General features: G+C 65.8%; 18 protein-coding genes. 5 read left to right on the top strand and 13 right to left on the bottom strand.

Translation table 11 applies throughout. The features are described 5' to 3' along the window. Positions 1-152: 152 nt before the first annotated feature. The 7 genes from AWU67_RS17920 to AWU67_RS03160 all read right to left on the bottom strand — a co-directional run bounded on the left by AWU67_RS17920 (position 153) and on the right by AWU67_RS03160 (position 6,255). Positions 153-803 (bottom strand): hypothetical protein, encoded by a 651-nt coding sequence (locus AWU67_RS17920; protein WP_335339025.1) that lies wholly within the window; start codon positions 801-803, stop codon positions 153-155. Further along, positions 743-1,468: a hypothetical protein gene (locus AWU67_RS17915; protein ID WP_335339024.1), complete on the bottom strand. Its 726-nt coding sequence runs from the start codon at positions 1,466-1,468 to the stop codon at positions 743-745. The genes AWU67_RS17920 and AWU67_RS17915 overlap by 61 nt, the downstream gene beginning before the upstream one ends. A gap of 63 nt (positions 1,469-1,531) precedes the next feature. Further along, positions 1,532-2,434 carry a glycosyltransferase family 2 protein gene (locus AWU67_RS03175; protein ID WP_082716737.1) on the bottom strand — a complete coding sequence of 301 codons (903 nt, stop codon included), beginning with the start codon at positions 2,432-2,434 and terminating at the stop codon, positions 1,532-1,534. After that, the gene (locus tag AWU67_RS03170) at positions 2,421-3,233 is read right to left on the bottom strand and encodes a CDP-alcohol phosphatidyltransferase family protein (protein ID WP_067226664.1); all 813 of its coding nucleotides are present in this window, start codon (positions 3,231-3,233) and stop codon (positions 2,421-2,423) included. Before AWU67_RS03170 ends, AWU67_RS03175 begins: the two co-directional genes overlap by 14 nt. Before the next feature lie 279 nt (positions 3,234-3,512). After that, a complete protein-coding gene (locus AWU67_RS17820) occupies positions 3,513-3,641 on the bottom strand; it encodes a hypothetical protein (protein ID WP_257720957.1) in 129 nt (42 codons plus the stop codon). Next, positions 3,638-4,288 carry a glycosyltransferase gene (locus AWU67_RS17645; RefSeq protein ID WP_234407338.1) on the bottom strand — a complete coding sequence of 217 codons (651 nt, stop codon included), beginning with the start codon at positions 4,286-4,288 and terminating at the stop codon, positions 3,638-3,640. The genes AWU67_RS17820 and AWU67_RS17645 overlap by 4 nt, the downstream gene beginning before the upstream one ends. A gap of 143 nt (positions 4,289-4,431) precedes the next feature. Further along, positions 4,432-6,255: a S1C family serine protease gene (locus AWU67_RS03160; protein WP_082716736.1), complete on the bottom strand. Its 1,824-nt coding sequence runs from the start codon at positions 6,253-6,255 to the stop codon at positions 4,432-4,434. 233 nt (positions 6,256-6,488) lie between these two features. Between AWU67_RS03160 and AWU67_RS03155 the strand changes: the two genes are divergently transcribed. Further along, on the top strand, positions 6,489-7,688 hold the full coding sequence (locus AWU67_RS03155; protein ID WP_067226661.1) for an aminotransferase class I/II-fold pyridoxal phosphate-dependent enzyme: 1,200 nt from the start codon (positions 6,489-6,491) through the stop codon (positions 7,686-7,688). A gap of 9 nt (positions 7,689-7,697) precedes the next feature. Here the strand turns inward: AWU67_RS03155 and AWU67_RS03150 are convergent, their stop codons facing one another. The 3 genes from AWU67_RS03150 to AWU67_RS03140 are packed head-to-tail and all read right to left on the bottom strand — an operon-like array spanning position 7,698 to position 9,810. Next, a complete protein-coding gene (locus tag AWU67_RS03150; RefSeq protein ID WP_067226658.1) occupies positions 7,698-8,504 on the bottom strand; it encodes a carbon-nitrogen hydrolase family protein in 807 nt (268 codons plus the stop codon). A gap of 24 nt (positions 8,505-8,528) precedes the next feature. Beyond that, on the bottom strand, positions 8,529-9,293 hold the full coding sequence (locus tag AWU67_RS03145) for an ABC transporter permease (protein ID WP_067226655.1): 765 nt from the start codon (positions 9,291-9,293) through the stop codon (positions 8,529-8,531). Between the two features lie 55 nt (positions 9,294-9,348). Continuing rightward, on the bottom strand, positions 9,349-9,810 hold the full coding sequence (locus AWU67_RS03140; RefSeq protein WP_067226653.1) for an anthrone oxygenase family protein: 462 nt from the start codon (positions 9,808-9,810) through the stop codon (positions 9,349-9,351). Between the two features lie 429 nt (positions 9,811-10,239). On the opposite strand from AWU67_RS03140, the gene AWU67_RS03135 reads away from it, so the two are divergent. The 4 genes from AWU67_RS03135 to AWU67_RS17130 all read left to right on the top strand — a co-directional run bounded on the left by AWU67_RS03135 (position 10,240) and on the right by AWU67_RS17130 (position 18,613). Then, positions 10,240-10,662 carry a pyridoxamine 5'-phosphate oxidase family protein gene (locus tag AWU67_RS03135; RefSeq protein WP_067226648.1) on the top strand — a complete coding sequence of 141 codons (423 nt, stop codon included), beginning with the start codon at positions 10,240-10,242 and terminating at the stop codon, positions 10,660-10,662. A gap of 94 nt (positions 10,663-10,756) precedes the next feature. Then, on the top strand, positions 10,757-13,240 hold the full coding sequence (locus tag AWU67_RS03130) for a phosphoketolase family protein (RefSeq protein WP_067226646.1): 2,484 nt from the start codon (positions 10,757-10,759) through the stop codon (positions 13,238-13,240). Between the two features lie 190 nt (positions 13,241-13,430). Then, complete coding sequence (locus AWU67_RS03125; protein WP_067226642.1) at positions 13,431-15,146, top strand: SulP family inorganic anion transporter; 1,716 nt, start codon at positions 13,431-13,433, stop codon at positions 15,144-15,146. Between the two features lie 644 nt (positions 15,147-15,790). Continuing rightward, a complete protein-coding gene (locus AWU67_RS17130) occupies positions 15,791-18,613 on the top strand; it encodes a hypothetical protein (RefSeq protein ID WP_129586619.1) in 2,823 nt (940 codons plus the stop codon). Positions 18,614-19,274: 661 nt separating this feature from the next. Here the strand turns inward: AWU67_RS17130 and AWU67_RS03120 are convergent. The 3 genes from AWU67_RS03120 to AWU67_RS17125 form a co-directional block, all read right to left on the bottom strand. Further along, positions 19,275-20,180, bottom strand: coding sequence for a hypothetical protein (locus AWU67_RS03120; protein WP_129586618.1), 906 nt, complete (start codon positions 20,178-20,180; stop codon positions 19,275-19,277). Between the two features lie 195 nt (positions 20,181-20,375). Beyond that, a complete protein-coding gene (locus AWU67_RS03115; RefSeq protein WP_067226636.1) occupies positions 20,376-21,560 on the bottom strand; it encodes a hypothetical protein in 1,185 nt (394 codons plus the stop codon). 622 nt (positions 21,561-22,182) lie between these two features. Continuing rightward, positions 22,183-23,001, bottom strand: coding sequence for a hypothetical protein (locus AWU67_RS17125; protein ID WP_129586617.1), 819 nt, complete (start codon positions 22,999-23,001; stop codon positions 22,183-22,185). Positions 23,002-23,473: the final 472 nt, after the last annotated feature.

The raw sequence follows: 23,473 nt of genomic DNA, 5'->3' as shown, positions 1-23,473 counted from the left end.
CAGAAAGTGGCCGAATCGGGCAGATTCCGGGCCCGCATCCGCTGACCGGCTACGGCCCGCCGGCCTGCCAGCCACCGCGTCGGCGGCGGATCGACCGGGGCCGCGCGCACAGTCCGACGGCCTGCGACCGTGCAGAGCCCCCGCTCGACGGCTTACGCCTCGATCTCGTCGGAGTCCTCGAGCTCGCCGCGCACGTCGTGGTCGTCGAACACTGCATCGCTGGCGTGCAGGGCCGCGTGCTTGTCCCACTCCCCCATCAGGTGGCCGATGCTGTCGTGGAAGCGCTTGGTCGCGGCACCGGGGCTGGTGTCGCCGAAGTAGTAGCTGACCCAGCGGCGCAGCCGCGCCTGGGCTGCATCTCCGTGAGTGAGCTCGTCGACGATGGAGACGATGTTGCCGGCATCCGCGGCGCTCAGCCACTCGCAGTCGGAGAGGTAGCCGCTCGTGTCGATCTCGGCGGCCGGGTTCACCGGGCGGGTGATCAGCAGCGGCTTACCCGCGGCGAGCCGGTCGTAGACCATCGCCGAGATGTCGACGATGGCCACATCGGCCACGACCAACTGCCACCCCAGCTGGGGCCCGGTGTCGTAGACGTGCTGCGCACTCGGGTCGGCCGCGTTCGCCGCAGCGATCATGCGCACGATCTCGCGGTTCGCTGCCGCGTATGACGGCTCGAGCACGCCAGAGCGCGGGTGCGGCCGGTAGATCACGCGGTGCCGGGGGCTGGCCAACAGGCCGGCGATCAGGGCGACGCCGTGGGTGGCGATGGAGCCGTAGGCGGCGGCTCCCCGGTCCCCTCCCAAGTGGGCGCGTAGAGCACGACCTCGCGGGCATCCGGCCCCTCCTTCTGGGCGAACACAGCGGGCAGCGCAGCGTCGTCGACGTAATGGTCGGCCTGCGGGCGGCCGATCGGCAGGGCGCGCTTGTCGAAGTCGTAGTCCCAGAGCACCTTGCCGAGGCGGGCCCTGGCGGCATCCCCCGCGATCAGCGAGTAGTCGTAGGCCTTGAACTGGTTCGTGGTCATGTACATCTTGTCGCTCTCACCGTGGTTGATGAAAACGTGCCAGCGGCGCCCGTAGCGCATCATCTGGAAGTTCTTGGCGTTCTGGTTGACGTAGAAGATCACGCGCAGGTCCTGCTCGTGAATCACCCGCTCCAGGTCGACGACCTTGCGCACATAGGCGACGGGCACCGGGGCCTCGTCGAGCATGGTGATGGCGGCGCCGGACGCCCGGCTGAGCACCAGAACCGGCCAGGTCTCGGCGAGTTTCGCGAGCGGCTTGTACCACTGCCGCATCTGGTACATGTTGACCTTGCCGTCGGCGAAGTACACACCCACCTTGTACTTGCCCGGCTTCAGCGGGGCCTGCGCCGCTAGCTTCTCGAGCAGCTGGCCCTGTGCTTTGCGGGACGCCATAACGCCCCTGACGAGCTTGATGGCGTTGCGCATGTCTTTCCGAATACCCACGTGCTCAAGCGTACAGAGCGCCGCGGACTCAATACCCCAGAACGGGCGTCATACACCGAATCGTTAGACGATCGGTGGCCGCCCGGCCAGTGTCATGCGCCACACGGTGCGCCACGACATCGGTGTGCGCTCCCCCGGATCGGCCCGCCAACCCTCGCGCCAGCCGCCGAACCAGGCCTTCAGGGCCTTCGGATGCCGCCACCAACGCAGCAGCTGAATGGCCGTCCAGCTTCCGACGTAGAGCGGCACCAGCACGGCGGGCAGGTTGCGCCTGGCCAGCCAGACCCGGTTGCGCGCGTTCAGCCGGTAGTAGTAGCTATGCCGGGTGGGCTGGATGACGGGGTGGTTGGCGATGAGGTCGCCGGCGTACCAGGCGCGCTTGCCCGTGTTCCAGACCCGCCACGCCAGTTCGATGCCCTCGTGCGCATAGAAGAACGGCTCGGCCCAGCCGCCGGTCGCGTCGAAGACGGCGCGCGGCAGCAGCACCGCGCCCTCCCAGACCGAGAACACGTTGCTGGAGTGATCTGGTTCGCCTTTGCGGATGCGCGGGATCCAGCGCCGGGGTGAGGTGGTGCCGCTCGGGTCGACGACCTGCGGCTGCAGCAGGCCGATTCCGGGGTCAGCCTGCAACTGGCCGATCGCCGCACGGAGGAAGCCGGCATCCGGGATGCTGGCGTCGTCGTCGAGGAAGAAGATGTACTCGCCGCTCACCTGCGCGACGCCACGGTTGCGGCCGGCGGGGATGCCGAGGTTCTCTGGCAGGCCGAGCGTCTTGACGCCTTCGGGCAGGCCGACCGGTTGCCAGCCGTTGCCGACGCAGACGACGTCGAGCACGACGCCCTGCTGGTTCAGGATGCTACGGAGGCCCCGGTCGAGGTCGTCCGGCCGTGTGCCCTGGGTGAGCACGACCACGCCGACCCGCGGGGTTTCGACGGGCTCCCCCAGCGAACGGTTAGGAACGGACACGCTTGGAGGCCATGATCGCGAGGAAGTGCCCGAACAGAGCGAGCAGCGAGAGCGGCACGAGGGCGATCAGCAGCACCCGGTCGGTGATCGGCTGGCCGGTGAAGAGCCCGATGAGCGCCGCCGCGAAGATCAGCATGGTGAGTTCCACCGAGTGGTAGAGCCGGTGGAACGGCACGAAGCGGGCGACCTTGCGCAGCGTGGCGACGAGACCGCCGGTGGGCGCCGATTCGCCGTGTGTGTCGGCGAGCTTGGCCAGGCCGGCGTTGGCACGGGCGACGTGCACCATGTCGTTGAGCGCCTTGTTCAGAACGATGAACAGCGCGAGCAGGCCGGCAAGAGTGGTCCAGAGGAAGTCCTCCGGGGTCTCGAACGGGTAGGCGGCGGCACGGATGCCGAGGGCGAGCGGGATCAGCGCCTCGGTCGAGTAATGGCCCACCTTGTCCAGGAACACGCCTGCCGGCGAGGAGGTGCGGCGCCAGCGGGCGACCTCACCGTCGGAGCAGTCGACGAGCATCTGCAGCTGGCCGAGCAGCAGTGCGAGGGCCGCGCCCCAGATGCCGGGGATCAGCAGCGCGGCGGCCGTCGACCAGCCGACCAGGATCATCAGACCGGTGACACCGTTCGCCGAGATGCGCGTCTTCAGCAGCATCCAGGTCAGGTACGGCGAGAGGTCGCGCAGGTAGAGGGATGCCGTCCAGTGCTCGGCGTTACGACGCGAGCGCACCTCGGGCGGCTGAGCCACGGCCCGCAGCTCTGCGATCGATGAGGGGCGCCCCTGATTGGGTGTTGCCTGCGCCATGGTCACCTTCCGTTGTGTGCCGTGATGTTGCTCGTGAGCTTGAGATAGCCCAGCACGAATCCAATGCCCCACGAAAAGTGGATGCACGGCAACACTAGGAGAAACCAGAGCGTGCTGCGTAATCCGAGCACATGCAGGTTGCCGATCGCCGCCAGAAGCACGAACAGCGCGTAGACAGCGGGGCGGCGAGGCCGAACAACAGCCACGGCCAGGCGCCCGCGAGGGCCTGGATGAGGCCGCCGACGCCGAGCAGGATCCCGATCGTGACGCCGAGCACCATCACCGGGGGATGAAATAGCGGATGCCGTTGCTGTCGGGGAACCGGCGGGCCAGCTCGCCGCGCCACATCCCGGTCGAGAGCATCTGCTTGACCAGGCGCTTGACGCTCGGCCTCGGCCGGTAGGTCACGGTGAGCTTCGGCGTGAACCAGACGACGCCGCCGGCCTTGCGCAGGCGCCGGTTGAGCTCCCAGTCCTGGCCGCGCTTGATGCCCTCGTCGAAGAGCCCGACGGCCTCGATCGCCTCGCGCCGGAAGCAGCCGAGGTAGACGGTCTCTGCCGGGCCCTCCTCGCCGCCGACGTGGAAGGAGGAACCGCCGAGGCCGACGCGGGAGCCGTAGGCCCGGGCGACGGCGCGCTGGAACGGGCTCTGCCCTGGGCGTCCATGATGCCGCCGACGTTGGCGGCCCCGGTGCGCAGCAGCGTCTCGACGGCGATGCGGGCATAGTCCGGCGGCAGCACGGAGTGCGCGTCGACGCGGATGATGATCGGGTACTTGGAGGCGCGGATGGCGACGTTCAGGCCCGAGGGGGTCGAGCCGACCTCGTTCGGCACAACGCGGATGCGCGGGTCGACCCGCGCCATGTCCTCGACCAGCTCTGTCGTGCCGTCGATACTCGGCCCCAGGGCGAGGGCGACCTCGAAGGGGCCGGCATAATCCTGGTTCAGCAGGCTGTCGACTGCGGCCCGCACGTGGGTCACTTCATTGAGCACCGGCATCACATAGGAAACACCTGGAAGCTCTGCGACTGCGTCACCCGACACCGTGTCGTTCATCTCACCCACTCGTTGAAACTGGACTTGCGAGCTTATCAGGCACCCGCAACGCGAACAGCGCCGCCCGGCCATGTGGCCGGGCGGCGCTGCGTGAAAGGAGCGAGGGTGGCTGCCCGGGTGAACTCCCCGGGTCAGCCGCCGGGTCAGCTCCCCAGCGTGCCGAGCGTGACGTCGACGTCGTAGCTCTTTCCGTCGCGCACGTAGGTGAGGGTGGCGTCGCCGCCGCCCGCCACGGTGCGCACCTGCGCGGTCAAGTCGTTGGCGTCGGTGATCGGCACACCGTTGAAGCGGGTGATCACATCGCCCTTCTGCAGACCGGCCGTGGCGGCCGGGCCGCCGGCGGTGACGTCGGCGACGTACGCACCGACCGTGGTGCTGCCCTGCACGCCGGCGGCCGCTGAGACCGTCGCGCCGAGCAGGCCGTGGGTGGCCTGGCCGTCCTTGATCAGCTCACTGGAGATGCGCTCGGCCAGGTTCGCCGGGATGGCGAAACCGACGCCGATGCTGCCGGATCCGCCGCTCGAGCTGCCCGCCGTGGCGATCGCCACGTTGATACCGATCAGCTCGCCCTTGTCGTTCAGCAGTGCGCCGCCCGAGTTGCCGGGGTTGATGGCGGCATCCGTCTGGACGACAGCGAGTGAGATCGTTCCGGTGGAGGTCGACGGCGCCTGCTGCGACTGGCCGCCCTGGCCGGGGATGTCGAAGTTGAACGGGAACTGGTCGTTCGGGGTGGGGGTCGTGTTGTCCTGCTGGGGCGTGGACGGCACAGCAGAGGATGCCACCGTGATGCTGCGGTTCAGCGCGCTCACGATGCCGTTGGTGACGGTGCCGGAGAGCCCGAGCGGGGCGCCGATCGCGATGGCGGTGTCACCAACGTTGAGCTTGCTCGAGTCGGCGAACGTCAGCGGGGTGAGGCCGCTGGCGCCCTTCAGCTGGATGACGGCGAGGTCGGAGATCGGGTCGGTGCCGACGATGCTCGCCTCGTAGAGCGATCCGTCGCTCATGGTGACCTGGATCTTCGGGTCGGAGGTCTCGCCGTCCAGTGTGACCACGTGCGTGTTGGTGAGCACGTAGCCGTCGGCGCTGAGCACGACGCCCGAACCGGTTCCCGCACCGTTCTGGCCGGTGACGGAGATCGTGACAACGCTCGGTGTCGCCTTGGCGGCGACGGCGGTGATCTCGGTGACCGACTTGGTGTTGTTGACGACCACGTTCTGCGGGGCTGCGGCTGTCGAGCTCGCGCGGCCCTGGTCCTGGCTGTTGGCGATCGCCATCACACCGGCGGCGGATCCACCGCCGACGAGGGCGCCGATCACGAGGGCGGCGGCGAGCATGCCGACTCCGGTGCGCTTCGGGGCGGGCGCTGCTGCGCCCTGCTGACCGGGGCCAGTGGGGCCGCCGGGGCCGGCCGGTCCACCGATGCCGAAGGCGGCGCCGGGCAGTGGAACGGTCGGCTGCGTCTGCTGCTGGCCGTTCTGCTGCTGGCCGTTCTGCTGGGGGTAGCCACCCTGCTGGGGGTAGCTGGCCGGCTGGCCGGGGTGCTGCGCGTAGGCAGGCTGGCCAGTGTGCTGGCCAGCGTAGGGCTGCGGCGGCGTGTCCGGCGCGTAGACGGTGGCGTTCGGCTGTGCCGCGCCGTACGCGGGAGCAGCGGCAGCAGCCGGGGCTGCGGCGGGAGCCGGGGCTGCGGCGGGAGCCGGGGCTGCGGGCGCTGCGGCGGGCGGCGGGGCACTCTCTGCGGCTGCCGGGGCGACCACCGGCGTGGCGGGAGCTGCAGGAGCGGCCTCGGCGGCTGCGGGAGCAACCTGTGGCACGGCCGGCGCAACCTCGGGCACGGCCGGGGTCGGGTCGGTGGCGGGTGCCGCGGCAGCCTCGGCTGCGGCGGGGACGGCCGGCTCCACAGGCGCCGCAGCGGGAGTGTTCTCCTCGGGCACCGGCAGGGCAGAGTCCGGGTTGGTGTTGTCGGTCATTGGTTGCTCCTTCCAAGCAAGCTCAAGCATCTACCCGGTGGCTGTGCAATGTTTATGGGAAAGCTGAGAGCTACCTTGGGATCAGTTGAGCCTTGTCCGAGCGGCCTGCGATCGCTGGACCCGCCTGATCGTGCCTCCCGCCAGCGTACTCTGATGGGATACCAGTCAGCGCAGTAGGCGCCAGCGGGTAGCACGCACCGAGTAGACAGCAGCACCAAGCAGACGGGATTTCGATGAGAGCACTCGCCCCCTGGCAGCGCACCGCAGCAGGTGCGGGCCTCCTGGCCGCCGACGGCACCGTTGCCGCCACGATCTTCGCCGAGATGAGTGCTCTCGCCCAGCGCACGGGTGCGATCAACCTGGGCCAGGGGTTCCCGGACGAGGACGGCCCGGCCGAGGTGCTCGAGGCCGCGCGGCAGGCGATCAGCGACGGCGTGAACCAGTACCCGCCGGGGCGCGGGCAGGTCGTGCTGCTCGAGGCGATCGCAGCCCACCAGGCCCGCTTCTACGGCATCCAGCTCGACCCGGAGCGCGAGGTGCTCGTCACGGCGGGCGCCACGGAGGCCATCGCGGCCACCATCCTGGCCTTCGTGCAGCCCGGCGACGAGGTGCTCACCTTCGAGCCGTTCTACGACTCCTACGGCGCGACGATCGCACTGGCCGGCGGTGTGCACACCACGGTGCCGCTGCTCTCCCCTGATTTCCAACCCGACCTCGACCAACTGCGCGCCGCCGTGAACGACCGCACCCGGATCATCCTGGTGAACACGCCGCACAACCCGACCGGCGCCGTGCTGCCGCGCGCCACCCTTGAGCTGATCGTCGAACTGGCCCACAAACACGACGTACTAATCGTGACCGACGAGGTCTACGAGCACCTCACCTTCGAGGGACAGCACCTGCCGATCGCGGCGTTGCCCGGCGCACGGGAGCGCACGATCAGCATCAGCTCGGCCGGCAAGACGTTCAACACCACCGGGTGGAAGATTGGCTGGGTCACGGCGGGCGCTGCCCATATCACGGCGATCCTGGCCGTCAAGCAGTTCCTGACCTATGTGAATGGCGCACCGTTCCAGCCGGCGGTCGCGGTCGGGCTCGGCCTGCCCGACTCCTTCTTCACCGGCATTGCAGAGACGCTCTCCGCCAAGCGCGACGTGCTCTCTGCCGGGTTGCTCGCGGCCGGGTTCGCCGTCTCGCGCCCGGCTGGCGGCTATTTCGTGGTGGCGGATGCCGCCCCGCTCGGTTTCGACGACGGCGCCGAGCTCGCCCGACGGCTGCCCGAGCTCGCCGGGGTCGTCGCCGTGCCGATCACGGCGTTCGTGCACCCAGAGCGCCGCCCACAGTACTCCTCGGTGCTGCGCTTCGCCTACTGCAAGAAGTTCGAGTTGCTGGAGCGCGCTGCGGCGCAGCTGGCCGGGCTCAGCGCGCGCTGAGCCGCCGGCTCACTTCGCGCTGACCGTGAACCGGCGCAGCGCGAGCGCCGGGTTCAGTTGGCGCACGGCGGCCAGGCGTTCCCGCGAGATCCAGGCGACGGCGACATCCGTGCTCTCGCCGATCGTCGCCAGCTCGACCCCCATCGGGTCGATGATGAAGCTGTTGCCAACGCCGACGGGCGGCGCGTGGTCGGCCGCGGCCAGGTAGACGGTGTTCTCGAGCGCGCGCGCCGTGCACAGGGTGCGCCAGTGCGCCTCCTTGAGCGGGCCGCGCACCCACTCGGCCGGCACCAGCACCAGCTCGGCACCGGCGTCGACCAGCCGACGGGTGACCTCGGGAAAACGGATGTCGTAACAGGTCTGCAGGCCGACGCGCACCCCGCCCAGCTCGAACAGCTGCGGCTCGGCTATCTCGCCCGCCTCCACCCAGTCGGATTCGCGCATGCCGAAGGCGTCGTAAAGGTGCATCTTGCGGTACAGGGCGGCGAGGCCGGTGCCCGGCGCCAGCGCGACCACCGTGTTGCGCACCCGGTCGACGCGCTCGGCGCGCTCCACCAGGCCGGCGACGATGTGACAACCGGTGTCGCTGGCCAGTGCGGCGAGCGCGCGCACGAACGGCCCGTCCAGCGTCTCCGCCGCGGCCAGCCAGTCGGGGCCCATGGTCGGCGTGAAGTAGCTGGAGTACTCGGGGAAGACGACGAGCGTGGCCCCGCGGGAGGCGGCAAGCCGCGTCATCCGCTCGATCTCGGCCAGATTCGCCGCGGTGTCGGCTCCCGGCGCGAACTGGGCGACGGCCACCGCGATCTGATCAGTCATGGGCACAGCCTAGCGCCGGGCCTCTCAGGCCAAGGCCACCGGCTTGGTGCTGACGGGGGCGAGCGCCTGCGAGAGCAGCACCGCGGTAATCGACCCTGCGGCCATGACCGCCGCGAGCACCACGATCTGGAACAGGCCGGCCTGCACGGGCGACACCCCGCCGAAGATGGCGCCGACGAAGGCGCCGGGCAGGGTGACGAGACCGGTCGTGCGGGTCTGGTCGATCGACGGGATCAACGCGCCGTACACCGACTGCCGGGTGAGGTCGCGGGTCGCCTGGCGGGGCGTAGCGCCCAGCGCCAGCCAGCCCTCCACCTCGTCCCAGCGGGCGATCACACCCTCAACGAAGCGACGCCCGGTGAGGGTGGCGATGCTCATCGTGTTGCCGATGACGATGCCGCCGATGGCCAGCAGGTAACGGGCCGAGAACTCGATGGCGCCGGTCGAGAAGATGACGGCGAGCGTCACCAGGATGCCGACCGCCATCGCCCCGAACACCACGGCGGCGTGGCGGGCCGACCAACCGATCCTGCGTGTGGCCGTGGCAGCAGCGACCCCGTACATGACGAGCAGGGCGCAGCCCACCCAGAGCAGGTTCGAGATGATGCCGCTGAGCACCACGCTGATGAGGGCGAGTTGCAGCGCCCCGCGGGCGACGGCGGCCGCCGGAGCCCAGCGGTGCGGCACCCGGGCGAACCAGAGCACGGCGAGGGTGACGGCCACGAGCACGGCCACGCCGAGCAGCGTCGGGAGCACACTCCCCCACACCAGTTCGTTCGGCAGGCTCATGGCTTGAGGGTACTGCGCGGGCGCTCAGCCCCGTTCGGTTCGCTCAGGTCCCGCTTCAGCTCAGCTGCAGCGCGAAGGCGATCGTGAAGCAAACGAAGGCCACGACGGCCGCCGTGGAGCGGTAGACGTCGATGGCCTGCCAGCGGGCGACGACGGCCTTCCACTCGGCCGGTGGTGCGTCGGCATCCCAGTCGTTGACCTTGATGTTGATCGGAACGGTGCCGAGGAAGGAGAACAGCAGGAACGCGACGAGCGCGATCATGCCGGCCCAGCGCCAGGCCAGCCCGGCCCCGCCACCGGCGACCAGCAGGGTGGCCACCGCGAGCAGCGCCGTCGGCACCATGATCGCCGGCACGACAATCTTCAGCCGCTTCACCAGGGCGATGCGGGCCTCGACGTGTGAGTGGTCACTCAGCCGTGACAGCGCGGGCTGCACGCCCCAGCGCACGATGAACTCCTCACCGGCCAGGATCCCGGCCAGCACCAGCCCGATGGCCGGTACGACAGTGCTGATCATGGGTACCACTCCTCTTCATTTCGACGGGTAGGGGCCTGTTGAGCCTGCCCGCGCGACGGACCAACCGTAGCGCCGACTCAGAATCCTGGAAGAAATGAAGGGAATCGTTCAGCGCAGGCAACCCCGCCAGGAATCGAGGCCGAGCTGGAACTGCGCACCGCGAACACTCTGACCGCTCTCGTCGCCGCGCCCAACCTCTCCAGCCAGGCCCGGTGCCGCTTCGGCCGGGCGGACGCCCTGCTGATCGCCGGCTGGGCGAGCGTGGCGGCGGCGGTGTCGCTCTATCTGGCGTCGGGCGGGCTCAACACTGTCGTCGACGGCGCCTCCGGCACAGAAAATGGACGCCCGGCACTGGTGCGCACGCCGCTGGGAGTATTGACTGCCGGTAGCGCAGCATTCGGCTGACGATCCACCGGAAGGAGCCGCACCGTGGAACACGACGAAGGGCCGGTACAGAGGCTGACGGAGCCAGAGTGTTGGCAACTCCTGGCCGCGAGCCCACTCGGACGCATCGCGACGCACGTGCACGACGTCATCGACATCTTCCCGGTCAACTACTATGCGGACGGGGCATCGATCCTGTTCCGCACGGCGCCCGGCAGCAAACTCGTCGAGCTCACGATCAACGACCAGATCGCCTTCGAGACCGACGGCTACGACGAGTGGGCGGGGTGGAGCGTCATCATCAAGGGCACGGCCAGGGCGCTCGAGCATCAGGCCGAGATCGACGCGGCCGACGACCTCCCGCTGCACCCGTGGATCCCGACCCTCAAACCCGTCTACGTGCGCATCACGCCCACCCACATCAGCGGCATCCGTTTCGAGCGAGCGCCGGAGCCGGAGCGCTCCTGAGCTGCACTCGGAACGCACCGCACCGCAGGGACGCACCGCGCCACACTAGCGCATCCCCTATTCAGACGGATGCCGCCGCGGCTAGCCTGCACGCATGGCTTACGACGAGGGCACGACCAGGACCGGCGCCAACACCACACGAAGCGGCTTGGACGCCGTCGACGTGTGGTGGCGCACCGCGAACTATCTCTCGGTCGGGCAGATCTACCTGCTCGACAACCCGCTTCTGGAGCGTGCACTGACCCCGGCGGACATCAAGCCTCGTCTGCTCGGCCACTGGGGCACGACCCCGGCCCTCAACCTGGTCTACGCGCACCTCAACCGGCTCATCGTCGAGCGCGACCTCGACGTGCTCTACATCGCCGGGCCAGGGCACGGCGGCCCGGGCGTCGTCGCCAACGCCTGGATCGACGGCACCTACTCCGAGCTGTTCCCGGACGTCTCGTTCGACCGCGACGGCATCCGAAAGCTGTTCCGCCAGTTCTCCTTCCCGGGCGGCATCCCCTCGCACGCCTCTCCCGAGACCCCCGGCTCGCTGCACGAGGGCGGCGAGCTCGGCTACAGCCTCGTGCACGCCTACGGCGCAGTGCTCGACAATCCCGGCCTGATCGGGGCCTGCGTCGTCGGTGATGGTGAGGCCGAGACCGCCACGCTGGCCGCCAGCTGGCACCTCAACAAGTTCCTGAACGCCGAGAGCGACGGGGCCGTGCTGCCGATCCTGAACCTGAACGGCTACAAGATCGCGAACCCCACCATCCTGGCGCGCATCCCAGAGGAGGAGCTGCTCGCCCTCTTCCGCGGCTACGGCTACGCGCCGCGCATCGTCTCCGGCGGGTTCGACAACGAGGATCCGCGGCTCGTGCACGAGCGCCTCGCGGATGCCATGGGGCAGGCGTTCGATGACATCGCCGCCATTCAGGCCTCCGCCCGGGGCGGCGGCGAGCCGGCCCGCCCGGCCTGGCCGATGCTGATCCTCCGCACCCCCAAGGGCTGGACCGGGCCGAAGGTCGTCGACGGCCTGCCCGTCGAGAACACGTGGCGCGCCCACCAGGTCCCGCTAGCCGGCGTGCGTGATAACCCGGAGCACCGCGCACAACTCCAGGAGTGGATGCAGAGTTACCGCCCCGCGGAGCTCTTCGACGGCTCCGGCCGCCCCGCGCCGGGCATCGACGGCATCCGCCCCACCCTCACCCATCGGATGAGCGCGAACCCGCACTCCAACGGTGGCGAACTCCTGGAGCCACTCACCGTGCCCGCGCTGGAGCCGAACGCGATCGGATTGGATGGCGGGCGCGGCGCGATCGCGGAACCCACCAGGGTTCTTGGCGGCTGGCTGCGCGAGCTGATCGCCGCGAACCCGCACACGTTCCGCATCTTCGGGCCGGACGAGACGGCATCCAACCGCCTCGACGACGTCTACCGGGTGACGCAGAAGGCCTGGCAGGGCGAGATGCTGCCCACCGACGAGCACCTCGGGCGCGAGGGCCGCGTGATCGAGGCGCTCAGCGAGAACCTGATGCAGGGCCTGCTCGAGGGCTACCTGCTCACCGGGCGGCACGGGCTCTTCACCTCCTATGAGGCATTCATCCACGTCGTCGACTCGATGTTCAACCAGTACGCGAAGTGGCTGGAGTCCAGCGCGCACGTCGAGTGGCGCCGCCCGGTGGCCTCCTTCACGTACCTGCTCTCCTCGCACGTGTGGCGGCAGGACCACAACGGCTTCTCCCACCAGGATCCCGGCTTCCTCAACCTCGTCGTCAACAAGCAGGCGAGCGTCGTGCGCGTCTACTTGCCGCCGGACGCGAACACGCTCCTGGTGACGGCAGAGCACTGCCTCCGCTCGCGCAACTACGTCAACGTGATCGTTGCCGGCAAGCAACCGACGGCCACCCTGCTGAGCCTCGACGAGGCGCGCGCCCACGGTGCGCGGGGCGCCGGCATCTGGGACTGGGCGGGCACGGAGGTGGCCGGCGAGGAGCCGGACGTCGTTGTCGCCTGCGCCGGCGACGTGCCGACCGTTGAGGCCATGGCCGCTGTGCAGATCCTGAAGGCCGAGGTCCCCGGGCTGCGGGTGCGCTTCATCAACGTGGTCGACCTGATGCGCCTGCAAGACAGCCGCGAGCACCCGCACGGGCTGACGGATGACGCCTTCGATGCGCTGTTCACCCGCGACAAGCCGGTCGTGTTCGCCTTCCACGGCTACCCGTCGCTCGTGCACCAGCTCACCTATCGCCGCACGAACCACCAGAACATCCACGTGCGCGGCTTCAAGGAACGCGGCACGACCACCACACCGTTCGACATGCTGATGATGAACGATCTGGACCGGTTCCGACTGGTCATGGACGTCATCCACCGCGTGCCGCACCTGGAGAATCGGTACGCGGCGCTCTCCCAGCGGATGGATGACGAACGCATCGCCCACCGGGCATACACCCGCGAACACGGCGAGGACAGCCCCGACGTGTCGGGGTCGCGCGGGCTGCCGTTCCGCGCCAGGTCAGCGGATGCCGGCACGCACCTCGACACGGGCGATGACAACGTCACCCCGGCATCCGGGCCGGCCGGCCGCTCCTGACGGCTGACCGGGCGCGGCCCCGACCCTAGGCCGGCCCGACGTCGAAAGTTCTGGCACGCCCCGCCGTTTGGTGTCACCATGGAAACCGTCGGAGCAGCCATGCGGGCCGGTCACCGCCCAGTCTCGGAAGTTGCATCCGCGGAGTCCTTCACCGAAAGCGGGACCAGATGCCGATTTTCGACTGCACGTCATGAACGCCGGGCAGCGCGTTGCCCGGCTGGTTCCGATGCTGGGGTGGATCCGCACGTACGATCGCAGTTGGCTGCGCGGCGATCTGATCGCCGGTGTGACGGTCGCGGCGCTGATCGTTCCGAAGAACCTCGGCTATGCCGGGATTGCCGGAATCCCGCTGCAGAACGGCCTCTACGCCGCGGCCGCCGCCGCCATCATTTATGGGATCTTCGGCACCAGCCGGCAGATCTCGATGGGCCCGAGCTCAGGGCTGGCCGCCGTGGCGGCCAGCGCGGTGCTCGTCGTCGGCCTCACCGACGAGGGCGACATCGCATCGTTCGTGGCCGGCATCACCCTGGCATCGGGCGTGCTGTTCCTGCTCCTTGCCGTGCTCAAAGCAGGCTGGATCGCGCAGTTCCTCTCGCGCGCAGTGGTGACCGGATTCCTGTTCGGGGCGGCCATCGACGTCGTCATAGGCGAGCTCCCGAAGCTCACCGGCACCTCCACCACCGGCACGAACTCGTTCCAGGAGCTGTGGTCGTGGTTCGGCACTTTCGGCGAGTGGAACACGGTCACGGCGATCGTCGGCGTGATCTCGCTGATCGTGGTCTTCGGGCTCCGACGGATCGCACCACAGGTACCCGGCGCGCTCGTGCTCGTGGTCGGCGGGCTGCTGGCATCCTGGATCTTCCAGCTCGGAGACCTCGGCGTCGCCCTCGTCGGTGACGTGCCGCGCGGCCTGCCGTCCTTCGCGGTGCCGAACCTCGGGATCATGTGGGACCACGCCGGCACCGTCGCCATCGCGGCAATCGCGCTGGTGCTGATCGGGTTCTCCCAGACCGCCGGCGACGCCCGGGCGTTCGCCGCCAAGCACCGCTACCAGGTCGACATCGACCAGGAGTCGGTGGCCCAAGGGCTGGCGAACACCGGCGCTGGGCTGTTCCAGGGCATGCCGGTCTCGACCAGCCTGTCGGCCAGTTCGCTCAACGACCACTCCGGCGCCCGCACCGGCCTGGCCTCACTCACGTCGGGTGTCATGGTGCTGCTGACGCTGCTCGTGCTGGCCCCGTTGTTCTCGGCGCTGCCGAAGCCGGTTTTGGCCGCGCTGATCATCGAGGCGGTGGTCATGGGCATGATCAACATCCCCGAGATGCGGCGTCTCGCCCGCGTGCAGCCGTTCGACTTCTGGATTGCGATCGCCGCGATCGTCGGCACCCTGGCGTTCGGCGTGCTGGCCGGCGTCCTGATCGGCATCGGGCTCTCGCTGCTCTGGCTGATCGGCGTGGCCACCCACCCACACATTCCCGTGCTCGCGCGCAAGGCGCGGACCGACGTGTTCCGTGAGCTGAGCGAGCACCCGGACGACGAACTGACTCCCGGCGTCGTCGTGATCCGGATGGACGGCGGTCTCTTCTTCGCCACCTCGGACGCGCTGGAGGATCGCGTCCGCGAACTCATCCACTCACACGACGGCCTGAGCGGAATCGTCCTCGACTGTGCGGGCATCAACTTCATCGACTCCCAGGGCTGCGCCAAGATGGGCGACGTCGTCACTCTCGCCGAGGATTCGGGAATCACCCTGCGCCTCGCCCGCCTGAAAGCGAACGTCAGCGCGACGCTCAAGCGGGACGGTGTGCTGGAGCGCATCGGAGTCGGTAACGTCCACGGCAACATCGCCACGGCCGTGCAGGCCCAGCTGGAGGCGACGGACCCGCCGCCCGAGCAGGACAGGTGACAGCTGGCGCGCTCCACCCGCGAAGTCACCCAGAAACACAGAATCGCCCTCGAGTTTCCTCGAGGGCGATTCTGTGTTGCAGTTCGGAGAACTGCATTTCGTGGGCTGTTCGCGAAACCCGTCAGGACGCGGATCGCAGCCTCTCACGAAATGCGTTTTCCTCCACGGTTCGCGTGATTTTCCTCCACACTTGACGGCGAGTGATTCCTTAGAGCTACCTGCCGGCGCCGCTGCCGGTCAGCTTGCAAGCTCGTCCTTCTGGCTCAAGAACTTGCCGCGCGTCCAGCTTCCCGTTCAAGGACCTTGGCAGGGGGTTCAGTCGAATTGGACGTCGCAGGCTGCAACGTCGTCGCGTTACCGCTTGCGCCGGCGGTGCCGGCCGTTCCTGTTGAGATGCACTACGTCGCGCAGGACCTTCCGGACGCGGGCCAAGCAAGCGAAGCGCTGTGTCAAGCCCCGGGCCAATTGAAGGGTCGGCTAGACCCCGCTCGATCACCGTGCTGCCGCGCAGTGAGGCCAGATTACTTCTCGCGCTGTCAAAGATGCCTCCACTGCGACTACGTCCGCAGCTCGTGGGCATCGTTGGCATTACAACCAAGAACACAGTCAGATTGTGACGAGACGAGCTCCGCCTTGAGTGGCGAATGGCCAACTACGTTACAGTCGCTCCTGAAGGGAAAGGTGAAGTGAGCGGTATAGAGGTCGTCGTTCCCCTCGTTGGCAAGGCGGCCGCACCGATCGCAGGCCAGTTAGCAGCAAAGCTTGTCAAGTCGGCCACCCTTCGATGGAGAGTCGCGCGCAAGGTTCGCGCGTCTTCAGACATCCAGTATCCGGGCAGGCTGTATCGTCGCTGGCTGAAGCAGCTCAACCTCAAGGCTCTGACTGAACCCGTCGAGGTGGGCGGACCACGCCTGGCACTCGATCTCGATCAGTACTTCAGTGTCGAATCGACGTGGCGTGATGGTATTAGCCATCATTCCTCAGCAATACTTCTCGTGGAAGCCACGTACGACGCGATGATTGCCTTGGCAGATCAAGCGGATGCTGACATTCTGCGTGATCATTGGGCGCGAGCTCGGCACGAACAACTGCTGCACGCCTTCTCGCAAGAGTTTGGTGCGCCGATGAGGCTCACCCCGAGCGACGAAGCTCAGCTTCTTCGCCGGGCGTCGGCCGCCCGTCGGAGGGTGAGGCTCGAGCCCTTCGGAATAGACGAAGAGGTGATTTCGGCAGCGTTCGATTCGCTTCGAACACGCGTGCCGGTCGTTGCGCCAGGCGAAGTTAGGGTGCTTATCGGTCCGGTCGGCTCCGGGAAGTCTGAGGTTGCAGAAGACTGGTTCCTGAGCACAGTCGATCGGTTCGCAGTGGAAGCGGCAGCGACGCGACCTATTTGGCTCCACGCGCGGGAGATGCGTAACGACTCGCTGGAAACCAATGTTGCCCGGACAATGTCCGTCGACGCGCTAGCCACTCGTGGTGCGTCGATTGTGGTCGACGGGCTAGACGAGGTTGAGGCCGCGCTTGCGGCCCGTATCGTCGCCGAAGCTAAGGTGTTCGCCGGGACTCACAAAAAGAGCGGAGCGTTGCTCACCTGTAGGCCCGGCGTTTTGGAGTCGACTCGTGACCACTCCCATCTGGAGGGCCTCAGTCAGGAGGAGGCGACACTTCTCATCGAGCGTGTCGCAGGAAGCGCCCGCGTCACGTGGTCGTGGAACCCGCTTTTAGCTGACGCCGTCCGCCGGCCGTTCTTCGCTCTCGCAGCCGCGATCGCCATCCGCGAGGGAGAACGCCCCACGGGCCAGGCAGATCTCATCGCGCGACTAGTGCAGCGTGCGTTGAGCTCCGAGAGTGCAGCCTCCGCCGCTGTGCGTTCGAGTGAGATCTACGCGCTACTCATCCGTATGGCCATCGAAGCGACTCGAACTGGAAACGTGAGGGATGGACTCACCTTTCAGGAGAGGCAACAGGTTCGCGCCAGCACGCTCGTTCATGAGCGGGTCGCGGACCAAAGTCTTGAATTCACCCTGCCCATTTTCCAGCAGTGGTTCGCCGCTCAAGGCGTTCTTGCCGACCCCGCGACCACACTGTCTGCAATCGAGTCTTTGGAGTCATTCGACCGATGGCGGTGGGTGCTTGCGATCGCTGGCATCGCCAGCAGCGAGGAACAGCTCGACTCCCTGCTAGAACAGGTCTTCTTGTGGAATCCGGGAGCCGGTGCGTGGCTGCTCACTCAGATCGCGGAAGGTCACAGTTGGTTTCGCCCTTCTGCAAGTGCGCCGATCGAGTCTGAGAATGCCAAGGCGCGCCTTCTGCGTGCGACGCGTGCTGTCGTCTCGTCAATTGGGCCTCTTGCCCCAACGATGTTCCCAATCAACGCGCCAGATGATCCCATCGTCTTGGGCGTTCGTACGGATGGAAGCCAAGTTAGTTCGGGATGGCTCAGTGATTCTTCTGGGGGTGACAGAGTAATTGACCTCCCGGTAGATGTGGGTCCCTTCCGGCAGGAAAGAGAGGGTTGGCGTTTCTGGCGGTCGGGAGCCATACCAGAGGGTGCTGAATGGCCGTGGCTGCTGCCCGTTGATCGAATTGCGAGCTCATCGCTGGATCTCCTGAACCGAACCTCTCTATTTGGGCCGGAAAACGGCGTATGGCGGACCGAAAGCGCCTACCGCACTGCCCGGAGCCTAATTGGCCAGCAGAGTATTCTCCATGCGCCCATGTCGCGGGAGTTGCTGTTGGACAGAGCATCAGCGCTGCTGCAGCACACCCCGGAGCCAGAGACCACCCTCTTCGTGACCGGCAATCGAAGGATCCCGGGCCTTGATCTCTTGAATCTTGTCGCCGTACTGAACGCAAGCACGCGCAAAGAGTTCGGACGGCTGGTCCCTCGACCCGATTTTCCAGCCAAGAAAGCCGAGAGCACCTGGGTATGGGACATCTACTCAGATGAACAGTTGCAGCGCTTCTACGCTGAGACATTTGGACTCGCATGTGTCGCGTACGACGAGGCCGTCTCGACCGTGTTCTTGAAGTTCGCCTGGGCGATGGGAACCGGAGCCCAAGGTGAGTTCGGCGTCATTGCACATCTTGATTTTCGAGGTACGGGCTTGTTAGGGGCTCGGAGCCCCGGGATAACCTCCGCAGTCGTTCCGCTTGACGCATTAGGTCCAGCGCTGCGCCACTCAGACCTCCCCGCCTACTGGTCGTCGAATCACAGAGCAGTGGTCACTCTGTCCGGCGTAACGGAATCCACTGAGAACTGGGTCTCGCGCCACATGCGGCATGAACACCAACCTGGCAAATTTGCTTCCTCGAATCCTTTCGCCCGCGGCTCCTCGTACTCAACCTCCGTGGCCGACGCCAGCAGTCATTCTCGGCCAGCAAGTCAGAAGGCAGCGAACTGGCTGTGGGCCGACCTTCAGGCGCTGAATTTGGGCAGGGGAACGTTCCCCCAGCTAGACCGGTAGAGGCTCTGGCGAGACTCGCGCCGTCGGACGAGACCGGCGGTCCGCCCCTGCGCACCTAGCAGCACAGCCGGCCCCGATACCGCCCGAGAGGGTACACACCCAGGCTCACTGAACTTTTCGGCGAGCCTGAAAGTCGTTAACGGGCGCACAGATTCGGTGACCAGCGGCCCATTGCTGTGGCCGAGGCCGGCACTGGCGACGAAAAGGCCCCGGAAACACAGAATCGCCCTCGAGTTTCCTCGAGGGCGATTCTGTGTGGCCGTTCCGAGAACTACCTCCTGTGGGCTGTTCGCGAAACCCGTCAGCATGCGGATCGCAGGCCGCCGCGAAACGCATTTTCCTCCGTGTCCCTCGTGATTTTCCTCCACACTTGCCGGGCTTGGATCGTTCCGTGGAGGACCGCTCATTTCGCCGACACTAAAGCACTGCGAAGCGCGCAAGCTGCAAGTTCGAAGGACCCAGATATCGCGACCGCGATCCAATATGCTCACTGCGAGTTCACGATGAACCAATTCCCCCGGGCAAACACACTGCACTCAGAGCGGCCTTCCTAAAATCATTCGACTGGCAATGCTGGCGGACAGAAGGTGCACTTGCGCACATTGGTTCAGGAGTCAGGCAAATCTATAGCAGTCCCGCCGTTGGAGACGGGTCCATACGCTCATCCCGCCGAGAGATGTTTCCACGGCTTGCCTTGCGATGGCGCCCAAGTCGTCGCGAGTACGTAACCGGACCCACCCCAATTCGTGTTGCGCTCGCGAGACGAGTTGCCCAGTTGAAGGGCGGGGAAGACCATCTGAGTCCCCTCAGCTGCCAGCGCCTCACGTGTAAGCGCGAAGCGCCAATTCTGCTCGCGGACGTTTGTGAACCCATCCGTTGACATCGCTCCCGCCGTCACGAAGCCTGCCGCCCACAGCCAGCCGGCTTCATTGATGAGCGAAGGCAGAGGTACATCGATGACAAAAAGGGCCTTGTCCCACCCGAGGTCGCTTTTACACTTGCCGCTGCGGTAACCGTTCGTTTCAATGCAGAGAAACATCTGCCAATTCATCCACTGCTCTTCGAGACTGTCGATGATGTGCCCCTTCACACCCCGTGAATGCAGGTACGCGAGCGCTCGATCGTAGTTTGCCGTATGCGGGAACTCGGAGTCATCGGCGAAGATCACGTTGCTCAACGCCTGTGTGTCGTCATTCCACGCGAAGTCGTCACTGCCGGACGCCCAGCCGAGGAAAGTTCCGTCCTTCGCGATCCACTCAAAGTAGTCGTTTTGGCACAAGTTGTGCGAAGTGGAGAGCGCCGCGGGTGTCGCCGGGCGATTGTGAAAGTAGTCAAAGCCGTCACCTGACTCGCGGTAATCGTCCATGTGGACAGTGAGCCATTCAAAGAAGAGGGCGTGCTCAGGCTTCCTCGGTTGATCGAGCGAGACAATGGCGCACCATTCGTCAAACCCGCGGACATCTGACAGTTCAGCGGGTTCGCCGGCGCGAAGTGCCGCCGTGTAGTTCTGGCCCGTGGCGGCCGCCAAATCGCGGGTGGCTAGCTTTGCCTTGCGGTTTTTCGTCATCGATGTGATTCCCGGGTTCCCCTCGCGCCGTCACCCTAGGTGAGAACGGGTCGTCAATATACAGCCCCAGCGATTCCGCGAACCTTGCCCGCCGAAGTCCAGAACGGGCGCGAGCCGATAGGACGAGGGGAAGGGCCTGCAAGGGTGAAGGCCCGCATTGAGTGTAGCGGCTACCCAACCGCCCCGCGGCCCGGCTCAGCCTCTATCACTCACCTCCGCTCTAAGGCGGGTGGCCGCGGCTTCCACCCGTGCAAACAAAGGTATAGATTCCCACGTGGAAACGAGGAGTGGGTTCTCGCGTCCCGCTGCAGCGTCGAGAGCTAGGGAAAGCAGCATTACGCCACCCTCCGAGCTCGCGGCCGCGTCCGAGAGGGCGTTTGCGAGTTCGTCAGCGCTCAACATCGCAAGCATTTCCATTTCCATAATCGAGGCCGCCCCCACCGGAAACTCAGAAACAGCTAGTTGGTCGCGTATCAACCAGTTCTGGTCGACGTAGAACGGTTCCAGGGTCACAACGATTCCGACTCGCCGCTTTGTTGTGTCGATTCGAGGATCGGTGCTACCAATTCGCTCAATCGCACTATTCGACCGGTTGAGCTGGGCGATGCCCTTTCCGATGGAGTCCTCAACTGACCGAAGCCAGTCAGTCCCTCCGGTCCTCAGAGATTCGATTGGCTGCCTGGCTTTGCATTCGATCATGACAAGCAGCCCGGGAAGGTCGAGAAACCAGTCGCATGAATCGACGGACGACTTCTTGGGGCCGTAACGCACCTCGGGCAGAATCGAGCGTTCGCCGTTGATGAGTTCAAGCTGCCTTCCGACGTAGTGCTGGAATACGTGGCCAAGGTCATTGGTGAAACCCGCGTCGAGTGCACGGACTCCAAGGTGATAGATGGCAGGAGGGGTCGCCTTGGCGATGGCCGCCTGGCACCACGGCGCAATCGGTAGCGCTGCAATTCCTTCGATGAAAGGCGTGTCGGTGAGGGGATTGAACGCGAACTTCTTCTGCGTTGAAGGAACCGATCCCCGGAATCTGAGATTCACCACTTTAAACGACGAGGCGGAGACCACGAGGTGCTCGGAGAACGTCCTCCGCACAGCTTCGAACGAGATCACCTCATCAAGTCCTTTAAATCCAGGTCCATCCAGCCAGCTCGGAGTGAATGCTCCGCTGCTGTTCTGGGCTCCGACCGAGATGAGAAATATGGACTCGACGTACTCGTCAAGCGAGAGTCCGTCGCTGATCGCCTCAAACCATCCCGGTTTCATAGCCTCCGGCGCGAACGTCGGCGGATGTTCGCAGGCAGAGCCAAAGAGCAGGATGGTTCTAGCGACCTCGGCGCGCACAGATCGCTGGCCGGGGAACTGCTCGAAGAACAATCAGGCGAGAACTCGTCCAAGCATCTCAGAAGGGGCAGAAGTTCGGACTTCCTCGTCTACCAGTCGAGCGTTCATATTGCAAAGACGTAGCAGCATGTCTTCATCAGCCGCAGGCCTTTGAAAAGCACCCCAAGCAAGCGCTGTACGTGCTAAGTCCGCGATGTTCCAAGGGTTGAGCCCAAGCCTGGAACGGTCGGGTATCTCATCGACACGCGCGATGGAGGCGCTCGTTGAGGCGCAGAGGATTAGAAGGCTGTCGCGGTCGACCTTTCGGATGGCAGACTTGAATTGGTCCCAGGTTGGAGATGTCCCTCTTGCTCGCACCATAGTTTGGCTGCTTCCTGATAGGGCAAAGAATTGTCGTCACGTTGAACTGGCCGACACAGCCACGAAGACCCGTCTGGAGGCTTCACATCGCTGCCAGACACAAGGAGCGTCCTCTAAGTCTCCAGAGGAAATTGTGGTCAGCGCAGATCGCAAGTTAGGTTCAGAAATCGACACAAGTTGCGCCGCAGCGCGACCGCGCGGCGAAGCGGCCTAATCCAATGACTCGTAGCTGAGGTCGATTTCGTGGGACGTGTGCAAGTCTCAGCCCTCGCCGAGCTTGACGCAAACTGGCTCCTCAATCAACGGCTCGAGACCGAAGCGCGTAAACGAGACGGTCTATCTTCGCGCGACCCACCCCCGGCGCTAAGAGGCTCATCTCTGCATCGATCGCGTCCGCCAAGCCACTAAAACCAACTGAATCCCAGACCTCCCCGGACAAAGCCCAAGTCTCCTCGTACACCGCCGAATAGCTAAATGCTTGGGCAGCAGATCGTCCCTGGCTATCGAGGAACACCCATGCAACCCGATCGGCGTCGTCAAGCTTTACATCGTCGGGAATCCATCGACGTGAAACCCTGTATGCATCGATCTGGGCAAGCCCAGCGAGTACTCGACCTGTTCGGTCTTTCTTCGAATGACCGATGCAAGGCAGCGTGCAACTGGTGGGATCATGGCGGTCAATATTGGAGCCCCCATCGATGCCCCCTGCTTCCAGTATCTGACGCGCAGTTTGGTCGTTGAACTGGCTTCCGGCTTCCCCTGCGAAGCGGCCGCCAATTCTGCTGTGTTGCAGGCTCGTCGAATTCCCTGGGGCACCGCATTTGATCTCGATTACGACACGTATCTGGTCATCGTCGTCGAACAGCATCAAGTCTGGCCGGAATCCCCCTTTCATGTAACCGTACAGATGGCGTTGAGTAGAGTCGTCGACGAAATCCTCCAACAGGGCGCGCGTCCGACTAGGCAGCATTGATGCCAATGCCCTGATAACTGCGTCCGCGATTTCAGTGTCAACACGATCAAAAACATCCCATAACGCGTGGTTGACACCGTACTCGCCGCCAATCGGCTCGGGGACGCTCCGATGAGTGAGGGTCTCATTGAGTTGTGGCACGGATGAAATCGTTCCCCCAAGTTCGAGTGGAGGCGGCGTGCGTCGCCTCACAGCAGTTCCTTCACGCGCAACTTGGACCGGGCCGGGAGACTGACGTCTGCTTTCCAGTGCGGCAAGTAGCGACGCCTGACAGCCTAGCTACCGAGCCTGCACTAATCGGCGGGACGAGACTGCCAAGATTCGTGCACGTAGTGGAGCGCAGCATTTGGATCGCAGGCCGTTAGACAGTGTGCATTCGCGATCCCCTATGCGTCGCCAGTGCAGTCGTCGACGGCCATCCATAGGACGGCCCGTGGCATGAATGCTCAAGGTCCGGTCGCGCCGACCATAGGTCAGGTGGTCAACTATGGCTGAGAAGTTTGTCTCGAATGTCATTCGAGGCGGGGCTACCGGCCCTAGTTCTGGCCCGTCACGGCATTCAGAACGACCACATTTTGCGTTCGGCGAAACGGCAAGAGCATGTGGAGCCTGG

The organism is Microterricola viridarii (assembly GCF_001542775.1).
In the GTDB taxonomy this organism is placed as follows: Bacteria; Actinomycetota; Actinomycetes; order Actinomycetales; family Microbacteriaceae; genus Microterricola; species Microterricola viridarii_A.
Note: the sequence above shows the minus strand (reverse complement) of the source record. Positions and strands in the feature narration are given on the sequence as shown.

Excerpts from the sequence above, each read along its gene's own strand:
- AWU67_RS03140 (WP_067226653.1), bottom strand. The coding sequence starts at position 9,810 with ATGATCAGCACTGTCGTACCGGCCATCGGGCTGGTGCTGGCCGGGATC.
- AWU67_RS03120 (WP_129586618.1), bottom strand. The coding sequence starts at position 20,180 with ATGACGAAAAACCGCAAGGCAAAGCTAGCCACCCGCGATTTGGCGGCC.
- AWU67_RS03160 (WP_082716736.1), bottom strand. The coding sequence starts at position 6,255 with ATGACCGACAACACCAACCCGGACTCTGCCCTGCCGGTGCCCGAGGAG.
- AWU67_RS03150 (WP_067226658.1), bottom strand. The coding sequence starts at position 8,504 with ATGACTGATCAGATCGCGGTGGCCGTCGCCCAGTTCGCGCCGGGAGCC.
- AWU67_RS03145 (WP_067226655.1), bottom strand. The coding sequence starts at position 9,293 with ATGAGCCTGCCGAACGAACTGGTGTGGGGGAGTGTGCTCCCGACGCTG.
- AWU67_RS03155 (WP_067226661.1), top strand. The coding sequence starts at position 6,489 with ATGAGAGCACTCGCCCCCTGGCAGCGCACCGCAGCAGGTGCGGGCCTC.
- AWU67_RS17130 (WP_129586619.1), top strand. The coding sequence starts at position 15,791 with ATGGCCAACTACGTTACAGTCGCTCCTGAAGGGAAAGGTGAAGTGAGC.
- AWU67_RS03170 (WP_067226664.1), bottom strand. The coding sequence starts at position 3,233 with ATGGCGCAGGCAACACCCAATCAGGGGCGCCCCTCATCGATCGCAGAG.
- AWU67_RS03130 (WP_067226646.1), top strand. The coding sequence starts at position 10,757 with ATGGCTTACGACGAGGGCACGACCAGGACCGGCGCCAACACCACACGA.
- AWU67_RS17645 (WP_234407338.1), bottom strand. The coding sequence starts at position 4,288 with ATGAACGACACGGTGTCGGGTGACGCAGTCGCAGAGCTTCCAGGTGTT.
- AWU67_RS03125 (WP_067226642.1), top strand. The coding sequence starts at position 13,431 with ATGAACGCCGGGCAGCGCGTTGCCCGGCTGGTTCCGATGCTGGGGTGG.